Here is a 16,408-nt window from a genome sequence, read left to right on the forward strand (position 1 = left end):
CCGACAAAGGGGAAGGCGACATCCCATGGCCGGACCCGAGCGCCCCTATTCGCCCTCGGCCTCTTCGGCCTCTTCCTTGGTCTTGTGCGAGATGCCCGGCTCTTCCGCAGGCGGAGCGTAGATGGTGAAGAGCTTCAGCGGCTCCTCGCCCTTGTTGATGATGTTGTGCTTGGTTCCCTTGGGGATGATCACCAGGTGATTGGCTGTGCACTTGGTGCGGTGGCCGTCCAACACCGCCTGGCCTTCGCCGGCGACGAAGAAGGTGGTCTGATCAGCGTCGTGCACCTCTTCGCCGATGTCGTCCCCCGGCTCGATGCTCATCATCACGATCTGAACCTGCTCATCCAGATAGACCTCCTTCTGGTAAAACTTGTTCTCCGTAGCGAGCTTGATGATGTCCTTGTTGAAGATGGCCATGGTCGTCCTTCTGGATGGAGAGACGGCCTAACTCGCGAAAGCGCCACCGGTTCGACCCGGAGCGAGCGCGCCGCCCTTTCCTCAGCCGCGTGCTGAAGTCTGCAGCGCAAGAGACTCCTCGCCGCGTCATCCGGGATGATGATGTCTGGGGGATGGCCCGGGTCGCCCACGCGCAGGTTCTGTGCGGACTGCGACGGGCGCGAAGGCGGGGATGAAGGGGATGGGCGGCCCCGTCTCAATGCACGCAGAGCCAGGGCCGCCGGGCGCTGCAGGCGAACAGCCGAGCGCAGAGGGCTTATTTAGAGGCCCGACGCGCCTGTCCAAGCGTCCGGGCCTGCGGCAAGCGGCCGCGGCGCGTCAGGCCGCTCGGCCACCTGCGACGCTGCTCGTCGCCGAAATCTCGGACCTCCGGCCTTTGGGTACGCGCTCGGCGCCGCAGGCTGGATCAGCGATCAGCTGAAGGCGCGGCGAGCCCCCGGGTCTTGCGCCCTTGAGCCCGCCCGATCCAGAGCGGCAATACCGCAGCCGACACCCCTGCGACGTCGGCCAGCATGTCGCCCCATTGCGCGTCCCCGGCGAAGAAGCCGAAGCCCTGGAAGCCCTCGAGGGCGGCGCCTGTCGTCAGGACGAGCGCCGCCGCCGCACCCGGCGGCGCGCGGCGGAACGAGGAGAGCATCAGCAACGTCAGCGCATAGGACAGGGCGGCATGGTTCACCCAGTCGGCCCGAGGCGGCCGCCACGTGAACCGCTCATCGGCGTCCAGCGGCCCCGATCAGGGCCAGGGCGATCACGACCGCCAGCGCCGTGCGTGAGGTCCAGATCAGGGTCTTTGGCATGGGCAGAACGTAGCGTGCTCTCCGGCTTGCTGCGAGGCAAGCGGCGCTCAGCTTGTCGCACGGCAACGTGACGCTTCCCCCTTTTTGAGCCGTCTGGTGATCGCAGCGGGGGAGGGCGGAGGCGCCAATCGTCTGCGGAAGGCCCGGACCAGAGGAGCGGCCTGCCGGCGAGATCCTGGCCGATCTGATCGCTCATCCAGCGGACTTCCGGACGGGGGGCTCGACCGCTGTCGGGCTCACAAGGACGGCCCAGTTCTGAGATCATCTCGTCGATTCGCCTGGAGCCTCGTGGATGAGCACCATCGCCGCCTATGTCTATCGCCACGGCAGGCGGGTTCGGGAGGCGTCACTCACCGAGGACGGGCTCGCACTGGAGCCCGGCGAGTTCGTCTGGATCGGGCTGTTCGAGCCTGAGGAGCACGAGCTGCGCACCCTGCAGAAGCGGTTCGGCCTGCACCCGCTCGCTGTTGAGGACGCCCTGTCGGCGCACCAGCTGCCGAAGGTGGAGGTGTATGGCGACGAGCTGTTCGTCGTCGCACGCACGGCGCAACTCGATGAGGGACAGATCCGCTACGGGGAGACCCACATCTTCCTCGGTCCCAGCCACATCGTGACGGTTCGCCACGGCTCGGCCAGAGCGCACACCAATCTGCGGGCGCATCTGGAGGCCTCGCCCGCGCTCCTGAAGCACGGCGCGGATTATGTGCTGCACGGCATCCTAGATTTCGTCGTCGACGGGTACCTGCCGATCACCGACCAGATCGAGGAGGCGGTGCTCGCGATGGAACACAAGGCGCTCGACGCGTTCCTGAGCCGCGACGAGATCCGCGCCCTTTTCCAGCTGCGTCGCGAGCTGCTTCGGTTTGATCGCCTGCTCGGCCCGATGGAGGAGGTTGCAAGCCGGCTCGAGCGGCTGGACTTCCCCTGCGTCGATGCCGAGGTGCGGCCCTACTTCCGGGACATCCGTGACCACGTGCGGCGGGTGGGACTGCGGGTCGGCGCGCTTCGGGAGACCCTCGCGTCCGTCTTCGAGGTCAGCAATCTGCTCGAGCAGCAGCGGCAGGGGGCGATCACGCGCCGTCTGGCCTCCTGGGCCGCCATCCTGGCGGTGCCGACCGCCGTCGCCGGCATCTACGGCATGAACTTCGACTATCTTCCGGAGCTGCACTGGAAGTACGGTTACTACGCTGTGCTGGGGGCGATCGCCGTCGCCTGCCTGGTGCTCTACCTGGCGTTCAAGCGCTCCAAGTGGCTGTAGGGTGCAGCGGCGCCGACCGGCTCTAAGTGAGCTGACGGCGCAGGCCTCGCGCCCGTTCCGGCGTCGTTCCGGCGATGTTGGACGCTGCTGGACACCGATCTGCAGCGCGATCGGCGCGCCACGCATGAACCGGCGGCTTCCCGGCAAACGCGGATGATCGCGGGTGACGACCTGCGCCGCTAGACCGGCGTTCCCATGGGGCTGAGCTCAGGGCGCGCGGGCCCGGACGTCGATGCTTCTGAAAGCGACGGCTTAGCGTCAGGCAACGCGACGGCACTGGAACCGAAATCCAATGCGTCCGCATCTGGCGCAGAGGCGACCGCCGCCAGCAGGTCTACCTAAACGTCTGCAGGGGGGCGAAAACCGACGTGGTCGTGTTTAGACCTTTCGCCCTTGATGGGATGCGGGTCGTCGGGGCGAGATCACCCACCCCGGCGGTGGCCGGCGCGCTGGGGAAGAAATCCAGCGACCCCTACAAGGGGTAGGCCTTGTAGCGACCGTTCCCGGCTTGATTGCTAGCCTCTTCCCCCTCCGCAATATCGCCGCAACATTGTCAGCGACGCTTAGCGGCGAAAAGTCAGGGAAAAGCAGCCATGTGCGATGACGAGATCAACCCGTGGAACCCCAAGGACCCCGCCGTGTCGCGCCGAAGCTTCGGCATCGGGGTTGCGGCAGCCGTGGGCCTGACCGCCGCTGAGGCGCGGGCCCAGGGGCAGGTCGTGGAGAAGGACGTGGTGGTCAAAACCGCCGACGGCGAGTCCGAGGCAGTGCTGTTCCACCCCTCCGGCCGCGGGACTTGGCCCGGCGTGCTGGTGTGGCCCGACATCGGCGGCCTGCGCCCGGTGTTCCGCGAGATGGGCCGCCGGCTCGCCGCCCAAGGTCACGTGGTGCTGGTGGTCAATCCGTTCTACCGCTCGGCCAAGGCGGCCGAGACCCAGGCGCTCAACTTCGGCCAGCCCGAAGGCCGCCAGAAGCTGGGCTCGTTCCGGGCCGCCCTTGTCGCCGGCGAGGGGCCATTCAACGACGCCAAGGCCTACATCGCCTTCATCGACGCCCAGCCGCAGACCAACAAGCGCAAGCGGGTCGGCGTCCAGGGTTATTGCATGGGCGGCCCGCTCTCGTTCCAGACGGCCGGCGCCGTGCCCGGCCGGATCGGGGCGGTGGCGTCCTTCCACGGCGGCGGCCTGACCACGAAGGAGCCCTCCAGCCCCCACCTGCTGGTTGCCAAGACCAAGGCCTCCTACCTGGTGGCCGTCGCCAAGAACGATGACGCTCGCGATCCCGAGTCCAAGGAGATCCTCAAGCAGACCTTCGCCGAGACTAAGCGTCCGGCGACCGTCGAGGTCTACCAGGGCGACCACGGTTGGTGCGTGCGTGGCAGCCAGGTCTACAACGAGGCTGAAGCCGAGCGCGCGTGGGCCGCGCTGTCGGCGATGTACAAGAAGGCGCTCTAGCCCAGCACGCAGCCGGCCAGGCCCTCGCGACGGACCTGGCCGGCGTTGCGATTCACCGCCGCGGAACGCCGCGTCACATATTCCTTGCACATGTCGCCAGCCTAGCGCCGGGAGGCCGACGGCTGGAATCCTGCGTTTGGATCGTTCGCCAAGGGTGGTGCGCGGACGTTGAAGGGCAGCGTGCGTGAAGGTCCTGTTTCAGGCCCTGAGCTAATGTCCGCTTGTGACGCATTGCGGACCCTTCGAGACGCCGCTTCCCCGCACAGTGCGGTCCCGGGAACGGGAGGCGCTTGGCGCGCGGCGCCTGCCAGTTCCGCCAATGCCCCGGAGTACATCGGAAGGCCTCGCGGGTCAGCTACGGCCGACCCGCGTTTGCCCGTCTCAGGAAGCTGAGGTCAGCGAAGCGCGGCGATCACCGCCTCGGCCAGGGGCGCCGTGGATGCGGGGTTCTGACCCGTGAGCAGGTTGCCGTCGCGCACGACGAAAGCGCCCCAGTTCGGTCCCTGGTTGACTATCGCTCCCCGCTCACGAAGGGTCTTGGCCAGCAGCCACGGCGCGTTGGCCGCGGTGCCGAACTCGATCTCCTCCTCGTCGCTGAGCGAGGTCATCTTGCGCCCGGCGAACGGCCAGGAGCCATCGTCCTCGCGCGCGGCGAGGAACGCGGCGGGGCCGTGGCAGACCGCGCCGATCACCTTGCTGCTGCGATTGGCCCGCACCAGGATCCGGCCCATGTCGGGATCCTTGTAGAGGTCCTCGACGGGGCCGTGGCCGCCGGGGACCACGATCGCGTCGTAGTCGTCAGGATTGACGTCGGCGAGCACCAGGGGGTGCTTCAGGCGGTCTTCGACCTTGGCCAAGTAGGCGTTGTAGTGGTTCGCCTTGTCCTGGCCGATGATCTTCGGCTGCAGGCTCAGCGCGTCGATCGTCGGCGCGAGCCCGCCGGGACTGGCGAGGTCAACCTGGTAGCCTTCTGCGCGAAAAGCCTCGTCGAGCGCTATGAACTCTTCGGCCCAGACGCCGCTCGGATAGATCGAGCCGTCGGCCCGCGTCCACTTGTCGGCTGCGGACATCACGATGAGGATCTTGGTCATCTCCAATTCTCCGTTCGGTTAGGCCCGCGGCGGCGCCTGGATGCGGCGGGCCGCGGGAGGTTGCGACGTTGTTCGAGGTCAGATGTTCTGGCCGCCCGAGACCTCGATGCGCTGGGCGGTGATCCAGCGGTTGTCGGGACCCAACAGGCCGGCGACCGCCGGTCCGATGTCGTCGGGCACCCCGACGCGACCGAGCGCGATCATCGAGGCGAAGGCCTCGTTGTACTCAGGGGTGTCGCGCACCGCGCCGCCGAGGAAGTCGGTCTCGATGGCGCCGGGCGCTATGGCGTTGGCGGTGATCCCGCGCGCGCCGAGCTCCTTGGCCATGTACAGGGTCAGGATCTCCACCGCGCCCTTCGCCGCCGAATAGGCGGAGAAGCCGGGGTAGGACACGCGGGTCAGGCCCGACGAGAAGTTCACGATCCGACCGCCGTCCGCCATTAGCGGCAGCAGCGACTGGGTCAGGAAGAACACGCCCTTCACGTGGACGTTGAAGATGAGATCGAACTGCTCTTCGGTCGTCTCGCCGAAGCTCGCCATTTCCCCGTGGCCGGCGTTGTTCACCAGATGGTCGAAGCTCTCCCGACCCCAGCTCTTTAGCGCGGCGCGGACCTGGTCGACGAAGGCGGGGAACCTTGAGACATCGCCGGTGTCCAGTTGCAGCGCCACGGCCCGACGGCCCAGGCGCTCGATCTCCCGCAGGACCGCTTGCGCCTCGTCGGCGCGGCTGCGGTAGGTGATGATCACGTCTCCGCCGTGGCGGGCGATGCTGATGGCGGTGTTGCGGCCCAGGCCGCGGCTGCCGCCGGTCACAATGGAAATCGTCGTCATGGTAAGTCTCCTGTGTTTGGGGTGGAGAGGTCAGACCGCCGCCGTCGGACGGCCCGGGTTCGTGGCGGCGTCGCCGCCGAACTCGCGGTGGAGGCGGAGCAGGGCTCCGCCGCATGAGCTTTCGAGGAAGAAGGTCGTGGTCCCGCCTAGGAGGACGACCAATCCGGCGCTTCCCAGGAGCAGGATGGCCAAGCTGACCGCTGCGGCCGAAACCAATCCCCCCTGGGCCAGGAAGGCGCCGGTGAGACCGAGCACCGTGGTTCCTGCGAACAGGGCCATCGCGCCATTGAGCAGGCCCAGGCTCCGCAGCAGCAGGCGGACGCGGCGCCCAGCAAGCTTCACCGCCTCTTCAGGCGAGGTGTATTGCAGGGCGACCCGGCCGTCCCCGGCGGCCATCGAGGCGCGAAAGTCGCGCCATTGGGAGATCGCCAGGGAGTAGCGCGTCGTCGCGCCGTTCTGCAGAACCGCGCAGGCGTTGGTCAGGATCGCCGGGCCGGCGATGAACGAGAGCGATGAGAAGGGATCTTCGAGCATTTTGGAGGGCTCCGCTTTCGGAGGCGCGTTGGATTGGCGCTATGCGAGGCTGACGTGCTTGGTCCGCTGGTACGGCCGCAGGATCTCGACGCCGCCTTCGGTATCGACGCCGCTTTCCTTCCAGCCGCCCAGGGCCGCCTCCGGGTAGTGAGTGAGCGGTCCGTTCACGCCGACGACGCCGTACTCGAGGGCGTCGATCAGCCGACGCTGCCGCCGGCCGTCGTGGGTGACCACGTAGGAGGCCAGGCCGAAGTCCGGTCGGTTGGCGCGCTCCAGCATCTGCGCTTCGTTCTCGAAGGGCAGGATGGGAGCCAGCGGGCCGAACGGCTCCTCGCGCAGGATCTCGGCATCGTCCGGCACATCTGCGAGCACGGTCGGCGCGTAGAAAAAGCCCCGGTTCCCGACCCGCTTGCCGCCGGCCAGCACCTTTGCGCCGCGTGAGCGCGCGTCGTCGACCAAGCCCTCAACCGCCGCGAGGCGGCGGGCGCTGGCCAAAGGGCCCATCTCGCTTGTGAGATCGGTCCCAGGTCCCACCCGCAGGGCCGTCGCCCGGGCTATGAACCGGGCGCTGAACCTTGCCGCGATCCCGGCCTCGACGAAGAACCGTGAAGGGCTCAGGCAGATCTGTCCGGCGTTGGCGAACTTCGCCTCCGCCAGCATGTCGGCCGCCCATTCGGGGTCGACGTCACTGCAGACGATCACCGGCGCGTGGCCGCCCAGTTCCATCGTCACCGGCTTGATCGCCGCCCCGGCGGCGGCGGCCAGGCGCTTGCCGATCGGGATCGAGCCCGTAAACGTGACCTTGGCGACATCCGGCGCCGAGATGAGGTGGTCCGAGACCTGGTCGGCCCGGCCGAACAGCACGGCCAGGGCCGCTGGGGCGACGCCCGCCTCCAGCAGCGCGCGAGCCATGACCAGCATCGAGCCGGGGGTCTCCTGCGAGGGCTTGCAGATGATCGAGCAGCCCGCCCCCAGCGCGCCGGCGAATTTCTTGGCCGCCAGCGCCATCGGGAAGTTCCACGGCGTAAAGGCCGCCACCACCCCGATCGGATGGCTCTGGATTTCGATCCGGGGGCCGCGTGTGCGACCCGCCACGACGCGGTCGGAGATGCGCCGCGCCTCCTCGCCGCCCCACTCCAGGAAGTCGGCCGACCGTTGAACCTCCGTCCGGGCTTGGGCGAGAGGCTTGCCCTGTTCGCGCGTGATGGTGAGCGCCGCGCCTTCCACGTCGGTGCGCAGGATCTCGGCGGCGCGCTTCAGGATGGCGCCGCGCTCCCACGGCGAGATCGCCGACCACTGGCGGAAGCCCTGGACGGCGGTCGCGACCGCATCGCGCAGATCCTCGGCGGAGGCGTAGGCGACCTTACCGATCACCTTGCCGGTGGCGGGATCGACCACCTCGCCGGTCTCTCCGGTGGAGCCGGCGCGCTCGGCGCCGCCGATGAGAAGGTGGAATTCGTGGGTCATGACGGGGCTCCTGGCGCGGCGAGGCGCCTTGGCCCGACGGTCAGCGCCGGGGCATGGGTTTGGGAAAAAGGGGTGCAATCGGCCGTCTGCGCAGACGGCGCGGTACTCGCCCGGGGCTATGCCTAGGTGGCAGACGTTCCCGTCCACGAGCTATGAATACCAGCTGATTTTACGAGAAGAACGACTTCGTTTATGTGTCAGCCATACCTCGGAGGCATGACCCGGCTTGGAGCTCCGCCACCTCAGATACTTCGTCGCCGTGGCGGAGGAGGGCAGCCTCACCGTGGCCGCCGAACGCCGCCTGCACACGGCCCAGCCATCGCTCAGCCGGCAACTGCGCGACCTTGAGCTGGAGGTGGGCGCACAGCTCTTCCTGCGCGGAGCGCGCGGCGTGGAGCTGACACCTGCAGGACGCGCGTTCCTGGAGCACGCGCGACTGACGCTGCAGGCGGCCGCCGAGGCGGTGGCCGCCGCCCGGCGCGCCGCCCGGCCGCCCAAGCCCAGCTTCTCCGTCGGATTCCTCACGGGTCAGGAGGTGGAGTGGCTGTCGCACGTCACCCATGTGCTGCGCGGCCAGCTCAAGGACATCGACTTCCGGGTGTCGAGCGACTTCTCCCCGGAAATCGGCGAGGCCATCCAGCGTGGCGACATCGACCTCGGCTTCTGCCGCCTCGAACCGCAGCCGGACGTGACCTACAAGGTCATCGCCCATGAGCCGATCCTGGTCTTCATGCCCAGGAACCATCCGCTGGCGGCCTGCTCGGCCATCGACGCGCGCGACATCGATCCGGACACGTTCATCGGCTACACCGACACGCCGCACGTCCTGCGCGGTATCGTTGACCGCTACTTCCGGGACCGGGGCGTGACCATGTCGCCCACCCATCACCTGGACGGCATCGCCACCGGGATTTCGCTGGTCGCTTCGACCGGCGGCGTCACCTTGCTGCCGGCCTATGTGGAGCCGTTGCTCCCGCGATCGGTCGTGAGCCGACCGCTGACCGGCAACGCCCCCGTGATCGAAATCGCCGCCGGCTATCGAGCGGACAACCCATCGCCGGTGTTGCGCTTCTTCATCGACAACATCGAACAGGTTATCGCTTCACGCGCCGGCGACGTTCGGGGCTGACGCCCGGCGGCTTGTCACAAGCGGTCGACCGGCAGAACTGATGCGGAGGGAACACGGTGTTGTCAGGGCGCGGCGGCGTGGAGCGGGCGCGCGCCCTACTCGGCAGCAACGGCGACGGCCGTTCGCCGGTGGGACATCGCCAGGACCAGCAGCAGGCCCAGGCCCGACGCCGGCGCCGGCCAGCGCGACTGCAGGATAGCCTAGCCCGCCGGCGATCTGCCGGCGCAGCTCGGACCGACCCGCACCGAGGCCTTATCGGAGCGAGGGGCGCCGCCGCCGGGCGCCATGACCAGCTGCTCGCCGGCCCGGGCCCGGGCTCGCGCTCACGAGGGGACCCCGCCTCCTTGTGGGGTTCGATCAGGCGCTGATCCCGCCGTCCACCAGGATGCCGTTGCCCGTGACGTAGGCGGCGCCCGGGCCGGCGAGGAAGGCCACCGCCTCGGCGACTTCCCAGGGCTCGCCGTAGCGGCCGATGGAGAGGGCCGGCAGCACGGAAGGGGCGATCGGACCGTCGGCTGGATTCATGTCGGTGCCGATCGGGCCGGGACGGACAAGATTGACGGTGATCCCGCGCGGTCCGAGTTCGCGGGCGAGGCCGCGGGTGAAGCTCTCCAGGGCTGACTTGGTGGCGGCGTACACGCTGAGCCCCGCGAACGGGACCGACAGGCCCGCATTGCTGCCGATGCTGATGATGCGGCCGCCATCCGGGATATGTTTCAGCGCGCTCTGGGTGGTCACCAAGACGCCGCGCAGATTGACGTTCAGCTGCAGGTCGATCTCGTCCAGCGGCTGTTCGGCGAAGGCGCCCGTGCGCAGGACGCCTGCGTTGTTGACCAGGATGTCGAGGCCGCCCAGCTCGGCGACGGCGCCGTCGACCGCAGCCTGCACGGCTCCGGGGCTCGCCGCATCGGCCTGCATGGCGACGCCCTTGCGCCCGCGCCCGCGGATCTCGGCGGCGAGCGCTTCGGCCTGGGCGGCGGATTTCTCGTAAGTGATGGCGACGTCGGCGCCCTCTTCGGCCAGCTTCAGGGCGATGGCGGCGCCGATGCCGCGTGCGGCGCCGGTGACAAGGGCGCGCTTGCCCAGGAGACGGGCGGTGGAAGTGCTCATGATTGATCCCGGTTGACCTGATCCATCGGCCGTCCGGCCCCCTACGCCAGCTGACGCCGGCGAGGGGGCGGCGAAGGGAAGGGGCGGTGGGGCGGGGGCTATCCCGCCACCGGGGCGGGGCTGCGGGGCGCTGCCCGGACCGTCAGCCAGATGGCCGAGACGAGGAAGTAGAAGGCGCCGAAGGCGGCGTAGGGCGCCACGGCGGTGACATCCAGGGGAACGCCTGCGGCGACCCGCTTGAAGAAGAAAGCGCCGGCCAGGACGGACTGAGCGCCGCTCAGCACCATCACCCACTGGGCGCCCGCCACCTTCCAGCGACGGATCGCGGTGGCGAGCTGAAGCAGGCCCGAGAGGATCGCCCAGGCGCCGAACACCTGGATCACGGCCGGCATGCCGATGGTGAGGGCGACGGCGACGCCGGCTGCCGTGATGACGCTGATGGCGAGATTGACGGCCTGGGTGGGGTTGGCTCGCAGACCGCCGCTCCGGCGCGCGTCGATCAGGTTCGCCAGCGCATCCCAGGTCGGATAAGCGACGAACAGCACGGCCCCGAGCAGGGGCGAGCGGCCGCCGACGGCGACGGCCGAGGCGATCCAGCCGATCGAGACGATGGCGCGCATGAAATAGTAGCGCCGCAGCCACTGGCTCGGCGGGGTGGCGGGTGAGGACGAACGGGACGGCATGGCAGGTCTCCTGTGGCAACTACCTACTAGAAGGTAGGCGTCTACCAACTAGTAAGTAGACCGGGGACTTGCAATGGCCCCGCTGTCATCCGCGTTTCAGAATTCGGGGCGCTCGCGCGCAGTCGCCTCAGCTCCGGTCGGTGCGCATCCGCGCCAGGAAGGCGTCGACCACGAAGTTGAACTTGCCGGGATCGTCGTAGGCGCGGGCCATCACCATCGCACCGTAAATGGCGGTCTGGAAGAACTGGGCTGAGGTTTCGGGCTCGAGTTCCAGCTGGATCGCGCCCTGCCGGACGCCCAGGGCCATGACGCGCTTGAGCCACTCGCCGAGGTCGTTGAAGTGTCCGCGCACGGCGACGCCGACGTCCTCGGGCAGGGCGGGCAGCTCGACCGCCAGGACGCCGGCCAGGCAGAACGGCTCCGACTGGTCCTCGATGCAACGCTTCCAGTAGTCCACATAGGCGAGCAGCTGGGCCATCGCGTCGGGCTCGTCGTTCTCGAGCGCTGCGATCTGCTGGCGGATCACCGTGCGCTGCTGTTCAACGACCGCGACCACCAGATCCACCTTGGAAGGGAAGTGGTGGTGGATGCTCGCCTTGCGGATGCCGAGCCGCTCCGCCAGGTGGGCGTAGCTGAACCCGTTATACCCGGCGTTCACGATGAGCCGACCGGCTTCACCGATCAGCTTGTCTGCAGTGCTCATTCGTAGATCTACCTTCTGGTAGGTCGATATAGCCCGGTCGTTCGCGGCGGCAAGCCGCGGCGTCGCCTGCCGGGGATTGTCGAAGTGCGGCGGTCCTGCCCGGGTCTTCCGCTTGGGATCAGAGCGACGGTGTGGACAGGCGATCAGTCACGGTCGCGATGAAGGCGCGAAGGCGTCGCAGTCGCCTGAGGTCCCGGTGATAGCCCATCCAGATGTCGCGGCCGGGCGGGTCCGAGGGCAGACGCAGGCGTCGCAGCCCCGGCGCCTGGTCGCCCACGACCTGCGGCAGGACAGCGATCCCGACGCCCTGCCGGCACAGCCACGCCTGTACGTTGCGATTGTTGGACGCCAGAACCGGGCGTGCGTTCGGAAAGGTTTCCCGCAGCCAGGCGATGTCGGGAAACTGTCCCGTCGAGGTGTCCATAGTGATGAGGCTGAAGCCGGTCCCGTCCGCGAAGACGGGCTCTGGGAGGTCCGTCGCCACGTAGGCGGCGTAGGACAGACGGATCAGGCGGCGCTGGACGACGTCCGGTGCGTCGAACGGAACGATCCGGAAAGCGATGTCGGCCTCGCGCTGCGCCAGGCTGAACAGCCGCGTCCCGGTGAGCAGCTCGAGTTCGACGTGAGGGTAGGTCTTGACGAACTCTCCGATGATCGGGGGAAGAACATAGGCCCCGAACCAGTCGGCCGATGAGATCCGCAGGCGACCCCGGAGGTTCTGTTCGCCGCCCGCCAGCCGCCGCGCGATGGCCAGGGCGCCCTCCTCCATCTGCTCGGCCAGAGCGATGATGGCCGCGCCTTCCTCGGTCAGCACCAGGCCGTCGGCGGTTCTCTGGAACAGCGTCTGGCCGGTGGCCTGTTCCAGCGCGCGAAGCCGGCGGCCGACCGTCGGATGGCTCAGACCGAGCGTCTTGGCCGCGCCCGCCAGCGTTCCCGCCCGGGAGACGGCAAGGAAGATCCTGACATCGCTCCATTCCACCTGGCCACCTGTACAGAAATGAACGCCGATCGAACATCACTGTCTCTTCGCGAACAGAACCAATCGCCTAAATTCCCTCCGCATTCTCGAACTGCACGACCAGACGACGTGCTGTCGAACCCGCGCCCATGCAAGACGTGCGAAGACGGAGGGGATGGTGAAAACCTGGCTGATCACAGGCTGTTCGACCGGGCTGGGTCGCGCGCTCGCCGAAGCCGTCGCCCGCCGGGGCGATTGTCTCGTGGCGACCGCGCGATCCACCGGCGCCCTCGAGGCGCTGCGCGAGCGCTATCCTGACACGGTGCGCTGCACGCGCCTGGACGTCACCCGTCCCGGCGAGGCGGCCGCCGCGGTCGCGCTGGCGGAAAGCGCCTTCGGCGGGCTGGATGTGCTGGTCAACAACGCCGGCTTCGGCTTCCTCGGGGCGATCGAGGAGGCCGAGCCGGACGAATACAGGCCGCTGTTCGAAGCCAATCTGTTCGGTCTCATCGAGACGACCCGCGCGGCGCTGCCGGCGCTGCGCCGGCGTCCGGGCTCGCGCATCGTCAACCTGTCTTCTCGCGCCGGCCTCTCCGGTTCGGCGGGGTTTGGCTACTACAACGCCACGAAGTTCGCCGTGGAGGGCCTGTCCGAAGCCCTAGCGGACGAGCTCCGCCCGCTGGACGTCAGGGTCATCATCGTCGAGCCCGGCCCATTCCGCACCGAGTTCCTCGGCCGCTCGATGGCCGCCGCCGCGCGCAGGATCGACGCTTACGCCAGTACAGCGCAGGGGCGACGGCGATATCGCGAAACCAACGACGGGCGGCAGGCGGGCGACCCGGCTAAGGCCGTGGCTGTCATGCTGCGCGCGGTGGATACGGAGAACCCGCCGCTCCACCTCCCGCTCGGCCCTGCGGCCCATGGAACCGTGGAACGCAAGTTCGCGGCCTTCCGCGCCGATGTGGCGGCCTGGCGCGACATCTCGATCGCCACCGATTTCGACGACCCGGCCTGAGCGGTCCCTGATGGCGGGGCGGCGGCTTGTCGCCGGACAACGGCGGCCTGTCAGGCCCTCAAGCTGCAGCAAGCCTCGAAACACCCTGTCGGATGTGCCGACACGCTGCCAGCGAAGACTGTCATGTCCGCCTCTGGGCAGAGCCAATCCGCGTCTGGCCATTTTCGGCTCGCCGGGGCTCAGTGACCGAGCACCGGCAGCGCGGCCGCATCAGTCATCCACTCCCGCACCTGACGAGCCTGGGAGGGCCTCGCTGCGTGAAAATAACGCGTTATCCGCCTTTAGAAAAAGCATAGCGACGGCCGGGATCAAGATATCAGCGGCGGATTGATCGGCTGCGTTGCGCATAGGTCGAGTCATCCAAGATTGTCCGACGCAACGGACTGGCGGAAACAAGATGCACTCCGTCGAAGATCCGGCGCCCGGAGGAAGCGCGACAGAAGGAGTCTTTTGAAACGATCTTAAGCGGGGGTTCAGTTGCGACGCTGTTTGCGAGTCGGCCTTCTTTATGGCCTTTGTGCTTCGTCTATGCTTTCGGCTTTTGACGCCTATGCTCAAGATTCCGCCGTGGACGAGGTCATCGTCACCGGCACGCGCTCGACGGCGCGGACGGTGACAACCAGCCTGGCGCCGATCGACGTGCTGTCGGCCGAAGAACTCCAGAAGAGCGGCAAGCAGTCCACGCGGGACCTGATCGCCACCTTCGTGCCGTCCGCCAACGTCTCGAACTCGGGGGCCGGCGCCAGCTTCGCGTTCAAGACGGTGTCGCTGCGCGGCCTGTCCGGCGACCAGACGCTGCTGCTAGTGAACGGCAAGCGCCGCCACAACACCGCGGTGCTGTTCGTCAACGGCACGACCCAGAACGGCCAGTCGCCGCCGGACCTCGACCTCATCCCCTCGGCCGCGATCGAGCGGATCGAGGTGCTTCGCGACGGCGCCTCCGCCCAATACGGCTCCGACGCGCTGGCCGGGGTGATCAACATCATCCTGAAGGAGGGGGCCGAAGGCGGCGCCCTGACCGCGCTGGCCGGGCTGACGGGCAAGGGCGACGGCGAGACGGCCCAGGCCTCGGCCAATGCGGGCTTCGGATTCGGCGACACCGGCTACCTGAACCTGACGCTGGACGCGCGGACCACCAATCATACCGACCGCGGCTACAAGACGCCGAACCAGACGCAGCTCTACTTCCCGGTGAACGGCCAGCCCGACCCGCGGGAGGCGTCCGCAAACCGCGAGACCAGTCACCCCGGACAGCCGCAGGTGCAGCTCTATTCGCTGGGCTTCAACACCGGCGCGGACGTAGGCGACCTGAGTTTCTACGCCTTCGGGACGGTCTCCAGCCGCAACTCGGCGGCCTATCTGACCTTCCGCAACCCCAACTCCCTGAACAACAACGTCAGCGTCTACCCGGACGGCTACACCCCGCGGCTGTTCCTGAAGGATCGCGACTACCAGGTGGCGGCCGGCGTGCGGGGCCGCGACCTGCTGTCCTTCAACTGGGACCTGTCGACCACCTACGGCAGCAACGAGGTGGGCTACTACGAGAACTCGCTGAACGCCTCGCTGGGCCCGCAAAGCCCGACCTACTTCTATCTGGGCACCCTGACGTTCGACGAGTGGACCACCAACTTCGACCTTAACCGCGAGTTCGAGGTGGGGCTGGCCAAGCCGCTGTTCCTGGCCATGGGTCTCGAGTACCGGGACGACACCTTTGCCATCGAGGCCGGCGAGCTGGCATCCTACGTCAACGGCGGCTACCGCGCGCCGGTGGGCGCGCCGCTGGCCGGGCAGGTGACGCAGGGCGGCTCGCAGGGGGTGACGGGCTTCCCGCCCTTCGCTGCTGGCGAGTTCTCGCGTGACAACAAGAGCGCCTACATCAACGTCGAGCAGGCGATCACCGACAACTTCGAAGTCTCGCTGGCCGGCCGCTACGAGAGCTATTCGGACTTCGGCGAGACCACCACCGGCAAGGTCTCGGCCCGCTGGGAGCCGATCCGCAACTTCGCGGTGCGCGGCACCGTCTCCTCGGGGTTCCGCGCCCCGTCGCTGCAGCAGCAGCACTACGGCTCGTCCAGCACCATCGGGGTCTCGTTCCCCACCGGCACGGTGCTCTATCCGGTGCAGCTGCTGCCGCCGGACAACCCGGCGGCCATCGCCCTGGGCGCCAAGCCGCTCGAGCCGGAAAGCTCGACCAGCTATTCGCTGGGCTTCGTGTCGCGCCCGCTGCCGGGCCTGAGCCTGACCCTCGACGTCTACCAGATCGAGATCAAGGACCGGATCATGCAGAGCGCCACGCTGGGGCCGAACACGGTCGTCAGCAACGCGCTGGCCAGCCAGGGCCTGAACCCGCAACAGGCGGTGTTCTACTACGCCAACGCGGCCGACACGACGACGCAAGGCGTCGACTTCGTGGGCGACTACGCCATGACTGTTGGGGACGGCCGGCTGCGCTTCACCTTCACGGCCAACTACACCAAGAACGAGTTCGACCGCATCACCGCCCCACCACCCGAGCTGGCCGCCGCCGGCCTGGTGCTGGTCGACCGCATCAAGATCGGCGACTTCACCGTCGGCACGCCGCGGGACAAGGAGATCCTGTCGGTGAATTGGGTGCAAGACCGGCTGGACGTCACCGCACGCTTCACCCGCTTCGGCGAGATCACACAGCGGGTGGCCAACCCGCTGAACGACGAGACGGTCTCGCCGACCTTGATCGTTGATCTGGACGCCAGCGTCGACCTGACGGAGCGCCTGAGGCTGACGGTGGGCGCCAACAACCTGTTCGACGTCTATCCGGACACCATCCGGCCCGCGAACCGGGGCAACCCGCCGTTCTCCTTCTGGAACCAGTACGCCCCGTGGGGGATCAGCGGCGGCTTCTACTACACGCGCCTCGCCTGGACCTTCTGACCCTGCGCCCCC

Annotated in this window: 15 protein-coding genes; 5 read left to right on the top strand and 10 right to left on the bottom strand. The window is 68.1% G+C overall.

Features of this window, described 5'->3' with window-relative positions; translation table 11 throughout:
• Nucleotides 1–45: 45 nt before the first annotated feature.
• Together DJ018_RS13705 and DJ018_RS13710 are read right to left on the bottom strand one after the other, a co-directional pair.
• Nucleotides 46–417 (bottom strand): cupin domain-containing protein, encoded by a 372-nt coding sequence (locus DJ018_RS13705; protein WP_111515524.1) that lies wholly within the window; start codon nucleotides 415–417, stop codon nucleotides 46–48.
• Between the two features lie 445 nt (nucleotides 418–862).
• Entirely contained in the window at nucleotides 863–1,132 is a 270-nt protein-coding gene (locus DJ018_RS13710; RefSeq protein ID WP_111515525.1) for a hypothetical protein, read from the bottom strand.
• A 413-nt stretch (nucleotides 1,133–1,545) separates the two neighbouring features.
• Here DJ018_RS13710 and corA point away from each other — a divergent pair, with 413 nt between their 5' ends.
• Together corA and DJ018_RS13720 are read left to right on the top strand one after the other, a co-directional pair.
• Nucleotides 1,546–2,511, top strand: coding sequence for a magnesium/cobalt transporter CorA (gene corA / locus DJ018_RS13715; protein ID WP_111515526.1), 966 nt, complete (start codon nucleotides 1,546–1,548; stop codon nucleotides 2,509–2,511).
• Between the two features lie 593 nt (nucleotides 2,512–3,104).
• Nucleotides 3,105–3,965, top strand: coding sequence for a dienelactone hydrolase family protein (locus tag DJ018_RS13720; protein ID WP_111515527.1), 861 nt, complete (start codon nucleotides 3,105–3,107; stop codon nucleotides 3,963–3,965).
• A gap of 395 nt (nucleotides 3,966–4,360) precedes the next feature.
• Here DJ018_RS13720 and DJ018_RS13725 read toward each other — a convergent pair whose 3' ends face one another.
• The 4 genes from DJ018_RS13725 to DJ018_RS13740 form a co-directional block, all read right to left on the bottom strand.
• Nucleotides 4,361–5,056 carry a type 1 glutamine amidotransferase domain-containing protein gene (locus DJ018_RS13725; protein WP_111515528.1) on the bottom strand — a complete coding sequence of 232 codons (696 nt, stop codon included), beginning with the start codon at nucleotides 5,054–5,056 and terminating at the stop codon, nucleotides 4,361–4,363.
• A 78-nt stretch (nucleotides 5,057–5,134) separates the two neighbouring features.
• Entirely contained in the window at nucleotides 5,135–5,887 is a 753-nt protein-coding gene (locus DJ018_RS13730) for an SDR family NAD(P)-dependent oxidoreductase (RefSeq protein ID WP_111515529.1), read from the bottom strand.
• A gap of 30 nt (nucleotides 5,888–5,917) precedes the next feature.
• Nucleotides 5,918–6,421 carry a DUF2721 domain-containing protein gene (locus DJ018_RS13735; protein WP_111515530.1) on the bottom strand — a complete coding sequence of 168 codons (504 nt, stop codon included), beginning with the start codon at nucleotides 6,419–6,421 and terminating at the stop codon, nucleotides 5,918–5,920.
• Between the two features lie 39 nt (nucleotides 6,422–6,460).
• The gene (locus tag DJ018_RS13740; RefSeq protein WP_111515531.1) at nucleotides 6,461–7,888 is read right to left on the bottom strand and encodes an NAD-dependent succinate-semialdehyde dehydrogenase; all 1,428 of its coding nucleotides are present in this window, start codon (nucleotides 7,886–7,888) and stop codon (nucleotides 6,461–6,463) included.
• A gap of 226 nt (nucleotides 7,889–8,114) precedes the next feature.
• On the opposite strand from DJ018_RS13740, the gene DJ018_RS13745 reads away from it, so the two are divergent.
• On the top strand, nucleotides 8,115–9,017 hold the full coding sequence (locus DJ018_RS13745) for a LysR substrate-binding domain-containing protein (RefSeq protein ID WP_111515532.1): 903 nt from the start codon (nucleotides 8,115–8,117) through the stop codon (nucleotides 9,015–9,017).
• Nucleotides 9,018–9,374: 357 nt separating this feature from the next.
• Here DJ018_RS13745 and DJ018_RS13750 read toward each other — a convergent pair whose 3' ends face one another.
• The 4 genes from DJ018_RS13750 to DJ018_RS13765 form a co-directional block, all read right to left on the bottom strand.
• A complete protein-coding gene (locus DJ018_RS13750; protein WP_111515533.1) occupies nucleotides 9,375–10,127 on the bottom strand; it encodes an SDR family oxidoreductase in 753 nt (250 codons plus the stop codon).
• 98 nt (nucleotides 10,128–10,225) lie between these two features.
• The gene (locus tag DJ018_RS13755) at nucleotides 10,226–10,810 is read right to left on the bottom strand and encodes a DUF308 domain-containing protein (protein ID WP_111515534.1); all 585 of its coding nucleotides are present in this window, start codon (nucleotides 10,808–10,810) and stop codon (nucleotides 10,226–10,228) included.
• A gap of 127 nt (nucleotides 10,811–10,937) precedes the next feature.
• Nucleotides 10,938–11,513, bottom strand: a complete 576-nt coding sequence (locus tag DJ018_RS13760) for a TetR/AcrR family transcriptional regulator (protein ID WP_111515535.1) — start codon at nucleotides 11,511–11,513, stop codon at nucleotides 10,938–10,940.
• Between the two features lie 118 nt (nucleotides 11,514–11,631).
• Entirely contained in the window at nucleotides 11,632–12,492 is an 861-nt protein-coding gene (locus tag DJ018_RS13765; RefSeq protein ID WP_111515536.1) for a LysR family transcriptional regulator, read from the bottom strand.
• Between the two features lie 154 nt (nucleotides 12,493–12,646).
• Between DJ018_RS13765 and DJ018_RS13770 the strand changes: the two genes are divergently transcribed.
• Together DJ018_RS13770 and DJ018_RS13775 are read left to right on the top strand one after the other, a co-directional pair.
• Complete coding sequence (locus DJ018_RS13770) at nucleotides 12,647–13,486, top strand: oxidoreductase (RefSeq protein WP_111515537.1); 840 nt, start codon at nucleotides 12,647–12,649, stop codon at nucleotides 13,484–13,486.
• Between the two features lie 567 nt (nucleotides 13,487–14,053).
• The gene (locus DJ018_RS13775) at nucleotides 14,054–16,396 is read left to right on the top strand and encodes a TonB-dependent receptor plug domain-containing protein (RefSeq protein ID WP_240609551.1); all 2,343 of its coding nucleotides are present in this window, start codon (nucleotides 14,054–14,056) and stop codon (nucleotides 16,394–16,396) included.
• Nucleotides 16,397–16,408 lie beyond the last annotated feature (12 nt).

It is taken from the genome of Phenylobacterium deserti (genome assembly GCF_003254705.1).
GTDB classification, from domain to species: domain Bacteria; phylum Pseudomonadota; class Alphaproteobacteria; order Caulobacterales; family Caulobacteraceae; genus Phenylobacterium; species Phenylobacterium deserti.

Excerpts from the sequence above, each read along its gene's own strand:
- DJ018_RS13705 (WP_111515524.1), bottom strand. The coding sequence starts at position 417 with ATGGCCATCTTCAACAAGGACATCATCAAGCTCGCTACGGAGAACAAG.
- corA (WP_111515526.1), top strand. The coding sequence starts at position 1,546 with ATGAGCACCATCGCCGCCTATGTCTATCGCCACGGCAGGCGGGTTCGG.
- DJ018_RS13720 (WP_111515527.1), top strand. The coding sequence starts at position 3,105 with ATGTGCGATGACGAGATCAACCCGTGGAACCCCAAGGACCCCGCCGTG.
- DJ018_RS13725 (WP_111515528.1), bottom strand. The coding sequence starts at position 5,056 with ATGACCAAGATCCTCATCGTGATGTCCGCAGCCGACAAGTGGACGCGG.
- DJ018_RS13730 (WP_111515529.1), bottom strand. The coding sequence starts at position 5,887 with ATGACGACGATTTCCATTGTGACCGGCGGCAGCCGCGGCCTGGGCCGC.
- DJ018_RS13735 (WP_111515530.1), bottom strand. The coding sequence starts at position 6,421 with ATGCTCGAAGATCCCTTCTCATCGCTCTCGTTCATCGCCGGCCCGGCG.
- DJ018_RS13740 (WP_111515531.1), bottom strand. The coding sequence starts at position 7,888 with ATGACCCACGAATTCCACCTTCTCATCGGCGGCGCCGAGCGCGCCGGC.
- DJ018_RS13750 (WP_111515533.1), bottom strand. The coding sequence starts at position 10,127 with ATGAGCACTTCCACCGCCCGTCTCCTGGGCAAGCGCGCCCTTGTCACC.
- DJ018_RS13755 (WP_111515534.1), bottom strand. The coding sequence starts at position 10,810 with ATGCCGTCCCGTTCGTCCTCACCCGCCACCCCGCCGAGCCAGTGGCTG.
- DJ018_RS13760 (WP_111515535.1), bottom strand. The coding sequence starts at position 11,513 with ATGAGCACTGCAGACAAGCTGATCGGTGAAGCCGGTCGGCTCATCGTG.
- DJ018_RS13770 (WP_111515537.1), top strand. The coding sequence starts at position 12,647 with ATGGTGAAAACCTGGCTGATCACAGGCTGTTCGACCGGGCTGGGTCGC.